Here is a 13163-nt window from a genome sequence, read left to right on the forward strand (position 1 = left end):
GAATATTCACTTTGATGTCGACTGACCCACCGCTTTCGCGAGCAAGCCCGCTCACACAAGGGGAACAGCTTCAGGCTTTTACATCGCCTAATGGCGGCAACTTCGCCAGCTTTAATGCGATCAGCAGCGCCACCACCAGCAATCCGCCGATAAACAGCCCAATCCCGTCCCACCCGCCCAAATGCCAGAACACCCCGCCCGCCGTGCCGGCAATGCTCGAGCCGGCGTAGTAGCTGAACAGGTACAGCGACGAAGCCTGCCCCTTGGCCTTGAGCGCACGGCGGCCGATCCAGCTGCTGGCCACCGAATGGGCGCCGAAGAAGCCGAAGGTGAAAATCAGCATGCCGATGATCACCACCGGCAAGGGCGTGAACAGGGTCAAGGCCAAGCCGGCGATCATCAGCACGATGGTGGCCCAGAGCATTTTGCGCCGGCCAAGTCTATCGGCCAGGGCGCCGACTTTCGCCGAGCTGTAAATGCCCGACAGATACACCACCGAGAGTAGCCCGACGAACGCCTGATCCATGTGATACGGCTCGGCCAGCAAGCGGTAACCGATGTAGTTGAACAGGGTGACGAACGCGCCCATCAGCACAAAGGCTTCGAGGAACAACAACGGCAGGCCGGCATCGCGAAAGTGCATGGTGAAGCCGTCCAGCAGGCTGCGCGGGTGCAATGAGCGAGGGCGGAAGTTGCGCGACTCGGGGAGAATCTTCCAGAACACCGCCGCCGCGATCAGCGCCAGGCCGCCGATCACCAGCATCGCCGCGTGCCAGCTGATGAAGTCGATCAACACGCCGGTAATCAAGCGTCCGCTCATCCCGCCGATCGCGTTGCCGGCGATGTACAAGCCCATGGCCAGGCCAATGTGCTGCAGGTGGATCTCTTCGCTCAGGTAGGTCATGGCCACCGCGGCCAGCCCGCTCAATGACAACCCGATCAGTGCACGCATGAGCAACACGCCGTGCCAGCTCGGCATCATGGAGCTGGCGATGGTGCACAGCGCCGCTGCGAACAACGCCGCCACCATGACCGGTTTACGCCCTACACGGTCAGAGAGGGGGCCGGTGATCAACAAGCCGATGGCGAGCATGCCAGTGGCCACCGACAGAATCAGGCTGCTCTGGGCCGCGTTGATGGCGTACTCGTGGGACAGCAGAGGCATCATCGGTTGCACGCAGTAAAGCAGGGCGAAGGTCGCGAAGCCGCCAGAGAACAGTGCCAGCACCGTGCGCATGAACAGCGGCGTGCCTTTTTCGATGTAAATGTCCTTCACCTGCGCGACGACGTCGACCTGCACGGCGGGCGGAATTTCATGGGCGAGTGGAGCGACAGCAGTTTTCACTTCAGACCTCGGAGAGCGCAGCCGGTCAGGCAATGGAAAAAGCATATAGCTGCCTAATGATTCAATCCAATATATTGTTCGACCTGTTTGAGAGGTTTTGCGACCTAATGGAGTTTTCATGGAACTGCGTCATCTGCGCTACTTCATCGCCGTTGCCGAAGAACTGCATTTCGGCCGCGCCGCCCAGGTGTTGGGCATCTCCCAACCGCCGTTGAGTCAGCAGATCCAGGCGCTGGAACAGGAAGTGGGCGCACGGCTTTTCGAGCGTACCAATCGTCGGGTCGAGTTGAGTGAGGCCGGTCGCTTGTTTCTGGAACAGGCGCGGTTGGTGCTGGCGCAGGTCGATAAAGCGGCGGATGTGGCGCGGCGGGCACAGCTGGGTGAATTGGGTGAACTGAAGATTGGCTTCACCTCGTCCGCCCCGTTCAACTCGACGATCCCTCAGGCGATTTTTTCGTTTCGCCAGCGCTTCCCTGCCGTGCATTTGAACCTGCGGGAAATGAGCAGCACCCAAGTGGCCGACGCACTGCTGGACGATTCGATCGAAGTCGGCATCATGCGCCCGCTCGGGCTGCCGGACTCACTCAGCGTGGTGGAACTGATGCGCGAACCTCTGGTGGCGGTCCTCAGTTCAAAGCATCCATTGGTGGCAGGTAGCGAAGAAGGATTATTCCTCTCGGCCCTGGCTCACGAACCCTTCGTATTTTTCCCACGCAGTTACGGCAGCGGACTTTACGCACAATTGCTCAGCCTGGCCCGGGATGCCGGCTTCAACCCGCACTTTGCGCAAGAGGCGGGGGAGGCGATGACCATCATCGGTTTGGTCGCGGCGGGGTTGGGGGTGTCGGTGCTGCCGGCGTCTTATCAGCGGATGCGCATTGATGGTGTGGTGTATCGACCGTTGCTGGATCCAGCGGCGGTGTCGGCGGTGTGGCTGGTGCAGCGCAAGGATCAGAAGTCGCCGATGGCGAAGGCGTTTGTTGAATTGTTGACCTACAAAGCCGAGTCTATTGGATGAGTCTGGAGTGATAACTTCACCAAGCGCCTGCAAATCCTAGCAGTTCTGCCAGTACCCTAAACCAAAAAAATCTATCAAGCTGTTCGTTGATCAGTGATGACGGGATTTAAGATCATGACCAGCAGCCGCGAAACGACGCGCTATCGGTACGATGCGCTGGATCGTCTGGTCGCTTATGTATCATCGGAGCAAGCGAGCATTCGGTGCTTTTATTTGAAAAGCCGTTTAGTCACCGAAATTCAAGGTTCGGTGCGACTCTCGCTCTTTCAGCATGAGGATCAACTGTTGGCGCAACACCAGAGCGGCCTCGTTGAAAGCACGTTGCTTGCTGTCGATCATAAACGTTCGGTATTAAATACCGTCGACGTTTCGCAGTCCCATCCCTTCGTATACACACCTTTTGGTCATCGCTTGCTGCTCGGAAGACATCTGAGCCCGCTTGGTTTCAACGGCGAAAAAGCAGACCCGATCACCGGGCATTACTTGTTGGGGAATGGTTATCGTGCTTTTAATCCGGTATTGATGCGGTTCAATAGCCCGGACAGTCGGAGCCCATTTAGAGAAGGCGGATTGAACGCATATGCCTATTGCTTGGGAGATCCGGTTAATCGAGAAGATTCGACAGGGCATTCGTCTGTGCTGGCGAGATTTTTTGTCCGACTTGGGAGGCGTGCGAATCAAGTTTTTAGTGGGAAGCCAAACATCGGACCAAAAATAAGAGCAGAAAACACCAAGCGTATTGCTCCGCAACTCGTTGTATTTGATAGTTACAATGGAAGTAAAAAACAATTGAATATTGTTACCCATGGGTATAGTGGAACTGATCCTAAGTACGGCGGGATGCATTTAAATTCGCCAAGTGAAGATATGGCGTGGACGCCTGAAGAGTTTGTAAATAATATAAGTAGTGCTGGGGTTTTTGATGCTGGCTATAAGCGTATTGATTTGATTATGTGTTACGGGGCCGATGGAGGTGCCAAGTCATTTGCGCAGCAAGTTGCAAATTTAACTAATGTGCCTACTAAATCTTATTTTGGAAATGTGATTTCGAGAAAAACCTACGTCGATCAAGCTTTGAAATGGGTTCGTGTGCATAGAGATTCTCAAGGTGCCGGCATACCTGATTACAAGTACAAGTCTGCTATTTTCAAGCCTGTGCAACACAAACGTTAAGCGGGTGTCTTCGTGAAGGGGTGTGGCTGGTACAGTGCAAGAATCAGAAGTCGCCGATGGCCGAGGCGTTTATCGAGCTGCTGACGCGCAAGGTTGAGCCGCTGAAGCCGTGACTGCTGCGTCCGACCCCGGCCTGAGTCAATCGTGGGCAAGCCCAATGCCAGTCAGTTAAACGCAATTCATGTGGGAGCGGCGATGCGGCGATCCGACTTGCTCGCGAAAGCGGTGTGTCAGGCGACATCAATATTGGCTGGGTCGCCGTCGCCCGCAAGAACATTAAAAAGGGCAGTTGTCCATGACGATGAAGTATTGATTCTGTCGGAAGATATATCGCGTGCTGTAGGACGTTTCCGAAGTAATTTGGAGAGCCTACAGCACCTTGCGGCATTACCTACAACTACGCCAGAATCCGCCGGCTTGTGCGCCTTGGACACCATCGGTAACTTGATTCGCGTCACTGATTCCCAGTGATCGGGTTTAGTAGCCCGGTGTTTTCCAGGGCGTATAGCGCATCAGACAGTCAGGTACCCCATCCCTGCACTTTATGGTGGCTGTGCGTAGGGCGCTCTCGGGCGCGCCGGCTTCCTGGATTCCCGGTCTACTAACCTGCGTACAGCTACCACCTCTTGATTAGTAGCTCGATGGTGGTCGCCCTGACATTGGTATCCAGGAATGCTCAAATCGACTACAAGTTCACCGGACACTGATCCGTCCACCTTATCCGAATCAACCGATACAGAAGCGCGCCCCAAAGGCGTCGACAGCGTGGCGCCCATCAACCCTATGCAACGCGTACCCAGCGAAATTTTCGTCATCGCGCCAGGCATCGACAATCAAACCCTGCTGGAATACGCCTGCGAATCCCTGGCATCAGCGAATGTCATGGCGAGTGATTTCGCGAGATACCTGAAAGGATCGCAGTGCAACACACTGCTGGGGATTCAGCAGTCGATCATGCTGGGGAGCTGGCGGTGAATCGGGTACTGGATAACCTTGATCCACGCTAATAGGCCATGACCGAACAATTCACTCGCTGGGACTCTGCCGAGTACCTCAAGACCGAAGAGGACATGGCTAATTATCTGGACGCTTGCATGGAAGAGGCGGGAGATGATCCCGCGTTCATCGCCAAGGCGCTCGGGACCATAGCACGGGCTGGCAGCATGACTCAGGTCGCTAGGGATGCAGGGCTTTCTCGGGAAAGTCTCTACCGCGCCTTGTCAGGTGAGGGGAATCCCGATTTCGGCACCATCCTGAAAGTCGTCAAGGCGTTAGGATTGAAATTACACGCCAGTACCTGACTTGCCGAAATAAAAATGGCAAACGGAAGTTGTGGAGGGGCGCCGAAAGGCGCCCCTTTTATTTTTACGCCAAAACCTGCTTCTGCAGACGTCGACCGACGACGTCCATCAAATCACAGCCATCGCGCAATGAAGTCACCAGTACCCGCGCCAGGTCGCTGTGAACACCTTCTTCGAACGCGAAGCTTTCCAATAGCTGGGTCGCCGTGCGAATGCGGTACGCCGCGGTTTCGTGCAACACATCCAGTGGTGCTTCGGTGTCGATCACCAACGATGCGATAGTGCAGTCGATGCCGGTGATAGGCATATATCGATCCATGATAAAAAATCCTCCATTTGGTACAGAACGCGACGACTTCAAGGGTAATGGGTAGGGGCTAAGGCACTACGGGCGGGTCCAGATTGTCCAGCGCTCGATTGACCAACAACTCGCCCATTGCGGCCAGTTGCTGAATGGCCAACGCCACATTGCGGCGAGAGCCCTCCAGTTCGCAGGCGAGATCAGTGCTCATGACATTCAGGGAGGCCAGGGTTTCACAGGCATGACAGAGCAGGGATTCCGTGTCGACATTCGGGATGATGGTAAAGACATGGCTGACAGGGTCGGGGCGGTTTGGATTGCGCAGGCGTGCACTGACGAGGGGCTCAGTGATCTCGGAGAGCTTGGATATATCGATAGTGTCGAAGGCCGATGTGTCGGGCGAGTTCGAAGACTTAGGTTTGGATTTTGTCATGCCGGAGCTCCTTGCAAGGTTAATAAGTGTCAATCCCATTCCGTTAGTCAGGATTGGTTGGCGGTGATGGGTCAGCAGAATTATTACCAGAAAAGTCTGTTTTATTAATCAAATAAATGAACGTGTGTGTAATTAAATGATTCGTATAAGGCTGAGATTTTTTTGTAAGAAGAGGCTGTAAGAGAATTCTGTAGGAGGTTTCGTTAAATAGAGTAGTCCGTATCCGTTGAGCGATCGGCCGAACTATAGTGTTGAAATATTATCTAGCATTTGTTTGGTGTGATTGTAATATTGCTTTTGTGTCGGGCCTAGGTATGTAGGATGCTGGCTAACAGCGAGGCGCCTGTGTAGTGCTCAAACGGGTGCGCAGTGTGTGAGAAATATGAGCAAATGGTAGATATTTAATGCATAAGAAAGAGAAAACCGAAAAGTTAAAGAACAACATTAAGTACCTAATAAAAAGTCGCGGAGAAACACGATTGTCTTTGTGCAATTCTAGTGGTTTGACCAGGACGACCATCTACAACATCTTGGAGGGTAGGGTTGTCAATGTACAGCAATCCACTATTCGTAAAATATCAGATTTTTTTGGCGTGTCTTATAAAGAAATCGAGACTATCGACTTTGAGGAAAAAGAAACAATAGAGAGTAGTATCTCCCTGCAGGGGAATAAGAATCCGGCGGCCGTACCCATAATTAAAGAAAGTTTGTTGATTCAGAATCTTGATAAAAGGATTGGTGAACTGGCCGTCACTCATCCTCTGACATATTACTTCGGCACAGCCTGCAACCTAATAGGTGTGCTTCTGGAGAACGAAATTTCCGGGATCAATGAGTCAGGAGATCTCTTGATAGTGAAGAAAGGTGCGTCGAGTAGCAACAGAGAAAAATTGGTATACGACAAAATATCTAAAAAACTATCAGTCACCAAAGAGTCGTTTTTTGATTCTGACGTAATTTGTATTGTGGGGGAAGTGTTGGAAGAGAGGTTTAAATGGTGAATAATAACGAGGTCGAAAATAGCAAATATAAATTATTAGGTTTTGAAAAAAATAAAAATCTTGTTATCGTGATGGTTATGTCTACCGGAAAAATTATTAAAATAAAATTAGGCGAGGTGTTGAGAAGCGAAATAATAGATAACTTAAATAAATCAGAGGTGAAAGATATATACAGGAAATATTACTCTAGTGGGGTTGCGGTAACTACCTACGACATTAATGACCGTAATGAGCGGTCTTGGATGATTTACGTTGCACTAAATTTGCTTTTGCTTGCGCTTTATATTTTCACAAATATTGCCGCGACAAGACTTGTTTATTTTGAAGTGCTTGATCTTGTTGTTCCTCCTGCTGTTTTTCTCTATCCATTGACGTTTTTAGTAGTTGATTTGTTGAACGAGACATACGGGCTTAGACTTGCAAGAAGAGCGCTGTTGTTTGCTTTTGGAAGTAATGCCTTAATTGTTATATTGCTGAATGCGGTCACTTATCTCCCTGGGATGCCTGGCTGGAAATTGGATGCGCCATACGCCGAAGTTATGACTCATGTGTCATCTGTGTTAGTAGCATCATCGGTCTCTTTTCTTTTTTCTGAATATGTAAATTCATATCTGCTATGCAAGATAAAAGAGCTTACAAATTCCAGATTTCTATTTTTGAGGGTTTTTTTTAGTACTTTTTTTGCGGTGATAATAGATAGCTTTCTTTTTTGCTATATTGCATTTTACAGCGTTATGCCAAATAGTGAAATATTAAACTTGATCTATGCTCAGATTGCTATAAAAATGTGTTTCGCTGTCTTCAATGTTTTTCCAGCCTACGGAGCGCGATCGTTCTTTAAAAGATATATAGCAGGTCCCAAAACGGTATAGTGCTAGGGGCGTGCTAGCTTTTTATCGCATGTTCGCCCCATTTTTAATATGCTATTCTTATAATTCTAGTTTGATTTTTAGACCTTTCATGATTTCCGTTCTGTTTTTGAGGAATTCATTCAGCCCTTTTGCGCGGAGCTTACAGGCGTCACAATTAGAACACCCACTTCCCTTTATGCCGTTATAACATGAAAGGGTGTGGTAGCGGATAAGGTCAAGTTGTTGGTGGTAATCGGCTAGCGCCCAGGTTTCCGCCTTGTTCAGCCACATGAGTGGTGTGTCGATGCGCAATGTATAGTCCATGCCCAATTTGATAGCTTTATTCAGTGTATTAACAAACTCATCGCGACAATCAGGGTAGCCCGAACATTCTGTTTCACAAACGCCGGTGATTACAGTTTCAGCACCAACTTGATAGGCATAAATAGAGGCCAAGGTTAAAAACAAAATATTTCGACCAGGTACGAAAGTGCTCGGCAGCGTATCGCCAGCGCTATTCGCACTGGGCACGGGGATGCTATCCCGCGTCAGACTGCTGATGGCCAACTCATTTAGCAGTGAGGTGTCGAGTACTTTATGAACCACCACGCCAAGCTTTTTGCAAAGCTGCTGCGCGACTTCAATTTCCGCCCGATGTCGCTGACCATAATCAAAGGTAATGCAATGAATTTCATCGTACATCGGCAATGCATGGATCAGGCAAGTGGTTGAGTCTTGTCCGCCGCTGAAAACGATAACTGCTTTTTTAGTCATGTTTTTTCATCCTTGGGGTGGCGCGCCATGTAGCTGGGGCATTGACCCTACCGGGAAGCTAAAAGTCTCGCTGTGGGAAATTTCCGAAATGACATGCTCCGTTTTCCTTTTGTGTCAATTCCTTGCTGGGATTCTACAGAGAACTTCCTTCATGAGGAGACATTCCAGGTAACGCATTCGACTTAGTGCTTTGACCGATTCTTGCGCAGAATCGATTTTTTTTGACGGGTGCCATGGATGCCACTTCTATATCAACCCAAGGAAGGTAGCGTGCTGATCTGCGACTTCAGGGGCTATGAAGTTCCTGAAATGGTCAAGATCAGGCCCGTTGTCGTTATACGAAAACACAGGGCCAATAGCTTAGTGGTAACCGTGGTGCCGCTGAGCACCACCGCCCCGGATCATATGCTTGAGCACCATCTGGAACTTCAAAGTCATCTTCAAGGCGCCAGTCCGGTCTGTTGGGCAAAATGCGACATGGTTGCGACCGTGAGCCTTTCCCGACTCGACCGGATCAAACGTCGAGATCGCCAGGGAAAGCGTGTTTACGTCATTTCACAACTTGATACAGATGAGTTTTACGCAATCAAAGTCGCGGTACGTAAGGCTCTCGGTCTGTGATGGGGCCGATTGCAACACAGACAGGCGAGTTGCCACCTGTTGTCCATCACGCCATTCCGGGCAATACTATCCATGTTCCCGAAAGGGGCTTGTGAGACTCTGAGGATCCTGGGCAACCAGCCATCGCAGAGCCAGGCAGGTTAAGGGCGATGACAAGCCGACCTGTTTGTGAAGGGGCGCCGAAAGGCGCCCTTTGTCGTTCTGGTGTTACTGGAAACGTTGAACGACCAGATTACGCCCACCGCCGAAAAATCAGCGACGTATTAACCCCGCCAAACGCAAAATTATTATTCATCACATACTGATTGCTCATCTGCCGAAACTCGCCGCGCAGGTAATCGAGCTTGCCGCAGTTCGGGTCGACCTCGTCGAGGTTGAAGGTGTGCACGTACAGGTCGCGGTTCATCATTTCGATGCTGAACCAGGACTCCAGCGCACCGCAGGCGCCCAGGGTGTGGCCGAGGAAGCTTTTTTGCGAGCTGATGGGCATGTGTTCGCCGAACAGGCTGCTGGTGGCCAGGGTTTCAGCGATGTCGCCCTGTTCGGTTGCCGTGCCATGACCATTCACGTAGCCGATGTCCGAAGGCTGCAGCCCGGCGTCTTCCAGGGCCAGTTCCATGGCCCGGCGCATGGTGGACTGCTCTGGGCGGGTGGCGTGCTGGCCATCGGCGTTGCTGCCGAAACCGACGAGTTCGGCATGGATGTGCGCGCCGCGGGCCAGGGCGTGTTCCAGTTCTTCGAGGACCAGCATGCCAGCGCCTTCACCGATCACCAGGCCATCGCGTCCGGTGTCATACGGGCGCGGGCTGGTTTGCGGGGCATCGTTTTTCAGGCTAGTGGCGTAGAGCGCATCGAACACCATGGCTTCGGTGGGGCACAGCTCTTCGGCGCCGCCGGCGAGCATCAGCGGCAGGCGCCCGAATTTGACCGACTCGTACGCATAGCCGATGCCCTGGCTGCCGCTGGTGCAGGCGCTGGAGGTCGGAATCAGGCGACCGGTCAGGCCGAAGAAGATGCTGATGTTCGCCGCGGTAGTGTGCGGCATCATGCGCACGTAGGAGTTGGCGTTCAGGCCTTCGGCCACCGAGTTGAGCAGCATGTTGCCGAAGGCCTTGATCTCGTCGGTGCTGCCGGTGGACGAGCCACAGGCCACGCCCATGCGCCCGTCCTTGATCAACGGGTTGCCCAGCAATCCGGCGTCGGCCAACGCTTGCTCGGCAGCACCCACTGCAAGCCGCGAGACGCGGCCCATGCTGCGCAGTTGCTTGCGGGTCCAGTGGCTCGGCACTTTGAAGTCATCGATGGGCCCGGCCAGGCGCGTGTTGAGTTCAGTGAAGCGATCCCACTCGTCCATCCGGCGGATACCGCTGCGGTTGGCCGCGAAGTTGCCGGCGATGGTCTTCCAATCGCTACCCAGTGACGTGATGCCGGCCATGCCGGTGACGACGACGCGCTTCATCAGCACAGGCCTCCATTGACGGCCAGGACTTGCCGGGTGATGTACGAGGCTTCCGCCGACATCAGGAAATTCACCGCGCCGGCCACCTCTTCAGGGGTGCCCATGCGTTGTGCGGGGATCATTTTCATCAGTTCTTCCACCGGCACGTTTTCGTCGAGCATTGCGGTGTCGATCAGGCCGGGTGCGACACAGTTGACGGTGATTTTGCGCTTGCCGAGCTCGATCGCCAAGGCCTTCGCCGCGCCGATCAGACCGGCCTTGGAGGCGCTGTAGTTGACCTGGCCACGGTTACCGATCAATCCGGACACCGAGGTGATACAGACAATGCGCCCGGCGGCGCGACGACGAATCATCGGCATCATCACCGGGTGCAGCACGTTGTAGAAACCGTCGAGATTGGTGCGCATCACCACATCCCAATCATCCTCGCTCAGGGCCGGAAAAGCACCGTCGCGGGTCAGGCCGGCGTTCAGCACCACGCCGTAATAGGCGCCGTGGGTTTCCACGTCGGCCTCGAGAACGGCTTTGCAACCGGCGCGATCGGACACGTCGAATTGCAGGATACGCGCCGTGCGTCCCAGAGCCTCGACCTCGGCTTTCACCGCGATGGCGTCGGTCAGGCCGCTGCGGCAATGCAGCACGATGTCATGCCCGGCCTGAGCCAGGCGCAACGCGATGGCACGGCCGATGCCACGGCTGGAACCGGTGACCAGTACGGATTCAGTCATGACTGGACTCCTTGGGATTCATGAAGATAGTGGGCAGCCTGAGGCGGACGGAACACGTTCAAACGGGCGGTGGCGTGAATGCCCGGAGCATTGATATGGCATTCGAACACGCCCATGCCGTTGTCGTCCTCCAGGGAGCGCAGCCCATGGATGGTCAGCTCGGTGCCAGCGGGAAAATGTTCGACGTTGCACTCGAATTTACGCGTGCCGAGCAGGAAACCCAGGGCCACCGCATCGCCGCGCTGGCGCGCATGGCAGCCGGCATAGGCGGCAACGCTCTGGGCCATCAGTTCGATACCGACCCAGGCCGGCAGGCTGCCGTCGGGACAGCTGAACAGGCCGTTTGGCCGGACGGTGAGGCGAGTGTGAATCTGCTCGTCATCGAACGACAGGATCTGTTCGATCAGGATCATGTCGCCAGCATGAGGCAACAGTTCGGCGAGCGGCCAGTCAATCATGGGGCGTCTCCGATAATCAGGCTGACGTTATTGCCACCGAAGGCAAAGGAGTTGCTCATCAGGTAGCGAGGTGCAATGGACGTCAGGCGATCGGCCGGGGTCACCCACTTCAGGGCTGGCAGTTCGGGGTCGGGCTGGCCATCCCAGATATGCGGCGGCAGGGCGTGCTCGCGGTTCTGCGTGCTCAGGCTCAGCCAGCAGAACGCCGCTTCCAGGGCACCGGCCGCGCCCAGGGTGTGACCGGTCATCGGTTTGGTCGAGGAGCAGGGCACGCCATGGGGGAACAGCGCTGTCACCGCCAGGCTTTCCATGGCGTCGTTGTGTTGGGTGGCGGTGCCGTGCAGGTTCAGGTAATCGATCTGCCCGGGTTGCAGGTTGGCGCGGCTCAAGGCCTTGCGCATGGCTTGCAAGGCACCGCGACCGGTCGGCTCCGGCGCGGAGATATGATGCGCGTCGGAGCTGGCGCCGCTGCCCAGCAGGGCAATCGGCTGGTTGTCGCCTGCACTTTTTGTCATCAGAAACAGCACTGCCGCTTCGCCGATGTTGATGCCGTTTCGGTTGACCGAGAACGGATTGCAGCGTTGCCCGGATACCGCTTCCAGTGCCGAAAACCCGTTGAGGGTCAGTTTGCACAATGTGTCGACACCGCCGCACAACACGGCATCGCAAAGGCCCAGGTCCAGCAGCCGCTGGGCACTCATCAGCGCCCGGGCGCTGGAGGTGCAGGCCGTGGAAATCACATAGGCCGGGCCGCTCAATTGCAGCCAGTCGGCGAGGAAGTTCGCCGGCGCGCCGAGTTCCTGCTGCTGATAGTCGTAACCGGCAGGGAACTCATGCTCGCGAATGTAATGCGCCAGGCCCTGGCTGGCTTCATCGATGCCCGAGGTGCTGGTGCCCAGAACGACACCGATACGGTCGCGGCCACAGGTCTGGATCGCCTGGTCGATGTCGTCGCGAATCTGCAGCGCGGCTTGCATCAGCAATTGATTGTTGCGACTGCTTTGCTCGGCCAGCTCAGGTGGGATCGGCGGCAACTCAGCGTGTACAGCTGCCACCGGCAACGAGCGCTCCGCCACCCAGCCCGACTCGCTGCGCATGCCGGAGCAGTCGCCGGCAAACAGGTTGCGGCTGACTTCGCGTTTGTCGCGGCCCAGGGCACAGATCACCCCAAGGGCGTTCAGATAAGCCGTCATGGCGCCTCCCCGTTGAGGGGTGTGACTTGATAACTCGGGCCTTTGGGCAGGTTCAATTCAAAGCTCATCGGTTGTGAATAACGGACGTCCCAGCGCGAAGGCAGGGAGCGTTGCGAACCATGTTGCCAGGCCGCAGGGTAGTTGCCCGAGAGTTCTTCCTTGGGCGTCAGCGCAAACAGCAGCGCGGCGAACAGTTCCCGCGCTTGCGGATTGGGCGGCAGCAGACCGTCGGACTGCCATTCGCCATCGACCAGTTTCTGGCGTGCCTGTGGAATGCCTAGCAGGTCCATCATTGACCAGCGGATGCCAGGGTCTTCACGCTGGATCACCAGGACCCAGTCCTGACGTTGCCCGGCCTCGAGCCGCTGGATGTGCAATTGCAGCGGCAGCGCCAGGTTCGGGGTTTGCTCGGGCAATGGTGCCCGGCTGGCGCAGGCGCTCAGCAGCAGGACTGCGCCGAGTAGCAGCAATCGCATCAACACTGCACACCCCGTGGGAGTAAACATC

Annotated in this window: 15 protein-coding genes and 2 pseudogenes; 8 read left to right on the forward strand and 9 right to left on the reverse strand. The window is 54.7% G+C overall.

Annotated features, from left to right (window positions below; translation table 11 throughout):
* Positions 1-70: 70 nt before the first annotated feature.
* Positions 71-1312 carry an MFS transporter gene (locus PMA3_RS01540; RefSeq protein ID WP_420848679.1) on the reverse strand — a complete coding sequence of 414 codons (1242 nt, stop codon included), beginning with the start codon at positions 1310-1312 and terminating at the stop codon, positions 71-73.
* A gap of 151 nt (positions 1313-1463) precedes the next feature.
* Here PMA3_RS01540 and PMA3_RS01545 point away from each other — a divergent pair, with 151 nt between their 5' ends.
* From PMA3_RS01545 to PMA3_RS01555, 5 genes and pseudogenes are all read left to right on the forward strand, one after another.
* The gene (locus tag PMA3_RS01545; protein WP_064675516.1) at positions 1464-2363 is read left to right on the forward strand and encodes a LysR family transcriptional regulator; all 900 of its coding nucleotides are present in this window, start codon (positions 1464-1466) and stop codon (positions 2361-2363) included.
* Positions 2364-2477: 114 nt separating this feature from the next.
* Positions 2478-3536, forward strand: a complete 1059-nt coding sequence (locus PMA3_RS30405; protein ID WP_082930452.1) for an RHS repeat-associated core domain-containing protein — start codon at positions 2478-2480, stop codon at positions 3534-3536.
* Between the two features lie 20 nt (positions 3537-3556).
* Positions 3557-3649: pseudogene (locus tag PMA3_RS32980) on the forward strand (LysR family transcriptional regulator); the annotation flags it as partial.
* Between the two features lie 559 nt (positions 3650-4208).
* Positions 4209-4543 (forward strand): annotated as a pseudogene (locus tag PMA3_RS01550) (DUF6124 family protein).
* A 6-nt stretch (positions 4544-4549) separates the two neighbouring features.
* Positions 4550-4837, forward strand: coding sequence for an addiction module antidote protein (locus tag PMA3_RS01555; RefSeq protein WP_064675517.1), 288 nt, complete (start codon positions 4550-4552; stop codon positions 4835-4837).
* A 64-nt stretch (positions 4838-4901) separates the two neighbouring features.
* On the opposite strand, the gene PMA3_RS01560 is transcribed toward PMA3_RS01555, so the two are convergent.
* Together PMA3_RS01560 and PMA3_RS01565 are read right to left on the reverse strand one after the other, a co-directional pair.
* Complete coding sequence (locus PMA3_RS01560; protein WP_064675518.1) at positions 4902-5156, reverse strand: hypothetical protein; 255 nt, start codon at positions 5154-5156, stop codon at positions 4902-4904.
* A 58-nt stretch (positions 5157-5214) separates the two neighbouring features.
* Entirely contained in the window at positions 5215-5571 is a 357-nt protein-coding gene (locus PMA3_RS01565; RefSeq protein WP_064675519.1) for a DUF6124 family protein, read from the reverse strand.
* 404 nt (positions 5572-5975) lie between these two features.
* On the opposite strand from PMA3_RS01565, the gene PMA3_RS01570 reads away from it, so the two are divergent.
* Both PMA3_RS01570 and PMA3_RS01575 read left to right on the forward strand, forming a co-directional pair.
* Positions 5976-6572 (forward strand): helix-turn-helix transcriptional regulator, encoded by a 597-nt coding sequence (locus PMA3_RS01570; RefSeq protein ID WP_064675520.1) that lies wholly within the window; start codon positions 5976-5978, stop codon positions 6570-6572.
* Positions 6566-7444: a queuosine precursor transporter gene (locus PMA3_RS01575; RefSeq protein WP_064675521.1), complete on the forward strand. Its 879-nt coding sequence runs from the start codon at positions 6566-6568 to the stop codon at positions 7442-7444. The genes PMA3_RS01570 and PMA3_RS01575 overlap by 7 nt, the downstream gene beginning before the upstream one ends.
* 57 nt (positions 7445-7501) lie before the next feature.
* Here PMA3_RS01575 and queC read toward each other — a convergent pair whose 3' ends face one another.
* Complete coding sequence (queC, locus tag PMA3_RS01580) at positions 7502-8197, reverse strand: 7-cyano-7-deazaguanine synthase QueC (protein WP_064675522.1); 696 nt, start codon at positions 8195-8197, stop codon at positions 7502-7504.
* A gap of 237 nt (positions 8198-8434) precedes the next feature.
* Here queC and PMA3_RS01585 point away from each other — a divergent pair, with 237 nt between their 5' ends.
* Positions 8435-8818, forward strand: a complete 384-nt coding sequence (locus PMA3_RS01585) for a type II toxin-antitoxin system PemK/MazF family toxin (protein WP_064675523.1) — start codon at positions 8435-8437, stop codon at positions 8816-8818.
* A 232-nt stretch (positions 8819-9050) separates the two neighbouring features.
* On the opposite strand, the gene PMA3_RS01590 is transcribed toward PMA3_RS01585, so the two are convergent.
* From PMA3_RS01590 to PMA3_RS01610, 5 genes are read right to left on the reverse strand one after another with little or no spacing between them, the layout of a single operon-like run.
* The gene (locus tag PMA3_RS01590) at positions 9051-10277 is read right to left on the reverse strand and encodes a beta-ketoacyl-ACP synthase (protein ID WP_064675524.1); all 1227 of its coding nucleotides are present in this window, start codon (positions 10275-10277) and stop codon (positions 9051-9053) included.
* A complete protein-coding gene (gene fabG, locus PMA3_RS01595; protein ID WP_064675525.1) occupies positions 10277-11005 on the reverse strand; it encodes a 3-oxoacyl-ACP reductase FabG in 729 nt (242 codons plus the stop codon). Before fabG ends, PMA3_RS01590 begins: the two co-directional genes overlap by 1 nt.
* Positions 11002-11463 (reverse strand): hotdog family protein, encoded by a 462-nt coding sequence (locus PMA3_RS01600; RefSeq protein ID WP_064675526.1) that lies wholly within the window; start codon positions 11461-11463, stop codon positions 11002-11004. Before PMA3_RS01600 ends, fabG begins: the two co-directional genes overlap by 4 nt.
* Positions 11460-12656: a beta-ketoacyl-[acyl-carrier-protein] synthase family protein gene (locus tag PMA3_RS01605; protein ID WP_064675527.1), complete on the reverse strand. Its 1197-nt coding sequence runs from the start codon at positions 12654-12656 to the stop codon at positions 11460-11462. The genes PMA3_RS01600 and PMA3_RS01605 overlap by 4 nt, the downstream gene beginning before the upstream one ends.
* Positions 12653-13162: a hypothetical protein gene (locus tag PMA3_RS01610; RefSeq protein WP_237140683.1), complete on the reverse strand. Its 510-nt coding sequence runs from the start codon at positions 13160-13162 to the stop codon at positions 12653-12655. Before PMA3_RS01610 ends, PMA3_RS01605 begins: the two co-directional genes overlap by 4 nt.
* Position 13163 lies beyond the last annotated feature (1 nt).

Origin of the sequence: Pseudomonas silesiensis, from assembly GCF_001661075.1 — a bacterium.
Classification (GTDB): domain Bacteria; phylum Pseudomonadota; class Gammaproteobacteria; order Pseudomonadales; family Pseudomonadaceae; genus Aquipseudomonas; species Aquipseudomonas silesiensis.

What these genes read in the sequence shown, in the direction of transcription:
- PMA3_RS01545 (WP_064675516.1), top strand. Translation starts at nt 1,464, where the DNA reads ATGGAACTGCGTCATCTGCGCTACTTCATCGCCGTTGCCGAAGAACTG.
- PMA3_RS30405 (WP_082930452.1), top strand. Translation starts at nt 2,478, where the DNA reads ATGACCAGCAGCCGCGAAACGACGCGCTATCGGTACGATGCGCTGGAT.
- PMA3_RS01555 (WP_064675517.1), top strand. Translation starts at nt 4,550, where the DNA reads ATGACCGAACAATTCACTCGCTGGGACTCTGCCGAGTACCTCAAGACC.
- PMA3_RS01560 (WP_064675518.1), bottom strand. Translation starts at nt 5,156, where the DNA reads ATGGATCGATATATGCCTATCACCGGCATCGACTGCACTATCGCATCG.
- PMA3_RS01565 (WP_064675519.1), bottom strand. Translation starts at nt 5,571, where the DNA reads ATGACAAAATCCAAACCTAAGTCTTCGAACTCGCCCGACACATCGGCC.
- PMA3_RS01570 (WP_064675520.1), top strand. Translation starts at nt 5,976, where the DNA reads ATGCATAAGAAAGAGAAAACCGAAAAGTTAAAGAACAACATTAAGTAC.
- PMA3_RS01575 (WP_064675521.1), top strand. Translation starts at nt 6,566, where the DNA reads ATGGTGAATAATAACGAGGTCGAAAATAGCAAATATAAATTATTAGGT.
- queC (WP_064675522.1), bottom strand. Translation starts at nt 8,197, where the DNA reads ATGACTAAAAAAGCAGTTATCGTTTTCAGCGGCGGACAAGACTCAACC.
- PMA3_RS01585 (WP_064675523.1), top strand. Translation starts at nt 8,435, where the DNA reads ATGCCACTTCTATATCAACCCAAGGAAGGTAGCGTGCTGATCTGCGAC.
- PMA3_RS01590 (WP_064675524.1), bottom strand. Translation starts at nt 10,277, where the DNA reads ATGAAGCGCGTCGTCGTCACCGGCATGGCCGGCATCACGTCACTGGGT.
- fabG (WP_064675525.1), bottom strand. Translation starts at nt 11,005, where the DNA reads ATGACTGAATCCGTACTGGTCACCGGTTCCAGCCGTGGCATCGGCCGT.
- PMA3_RS01600 (WP_064675526.1), bottom strand. Translation starts at nt 11,463, where the DNA reads ATGATTGACTGGCCGCTCGCCGAACTGTTGCCTCATGCTGGCGACATG.
- PMA3_RS01605 (WP_064675527.1), bottom strand. Translation starts at nt 12,656, where the DNA reads ATGACGGCTTATCTGAACGCCCTTGGGGTGATCTGTGCCCTGGGCCGC.
- PMA3_RS01610 (WP_237140683.1), bottom strand. Translation starts at nt 13,162, where the DNA reads ATGTTTACTCCCACGGGGTGTGCAGTGTTGATGCGATTGCTGCTACTC.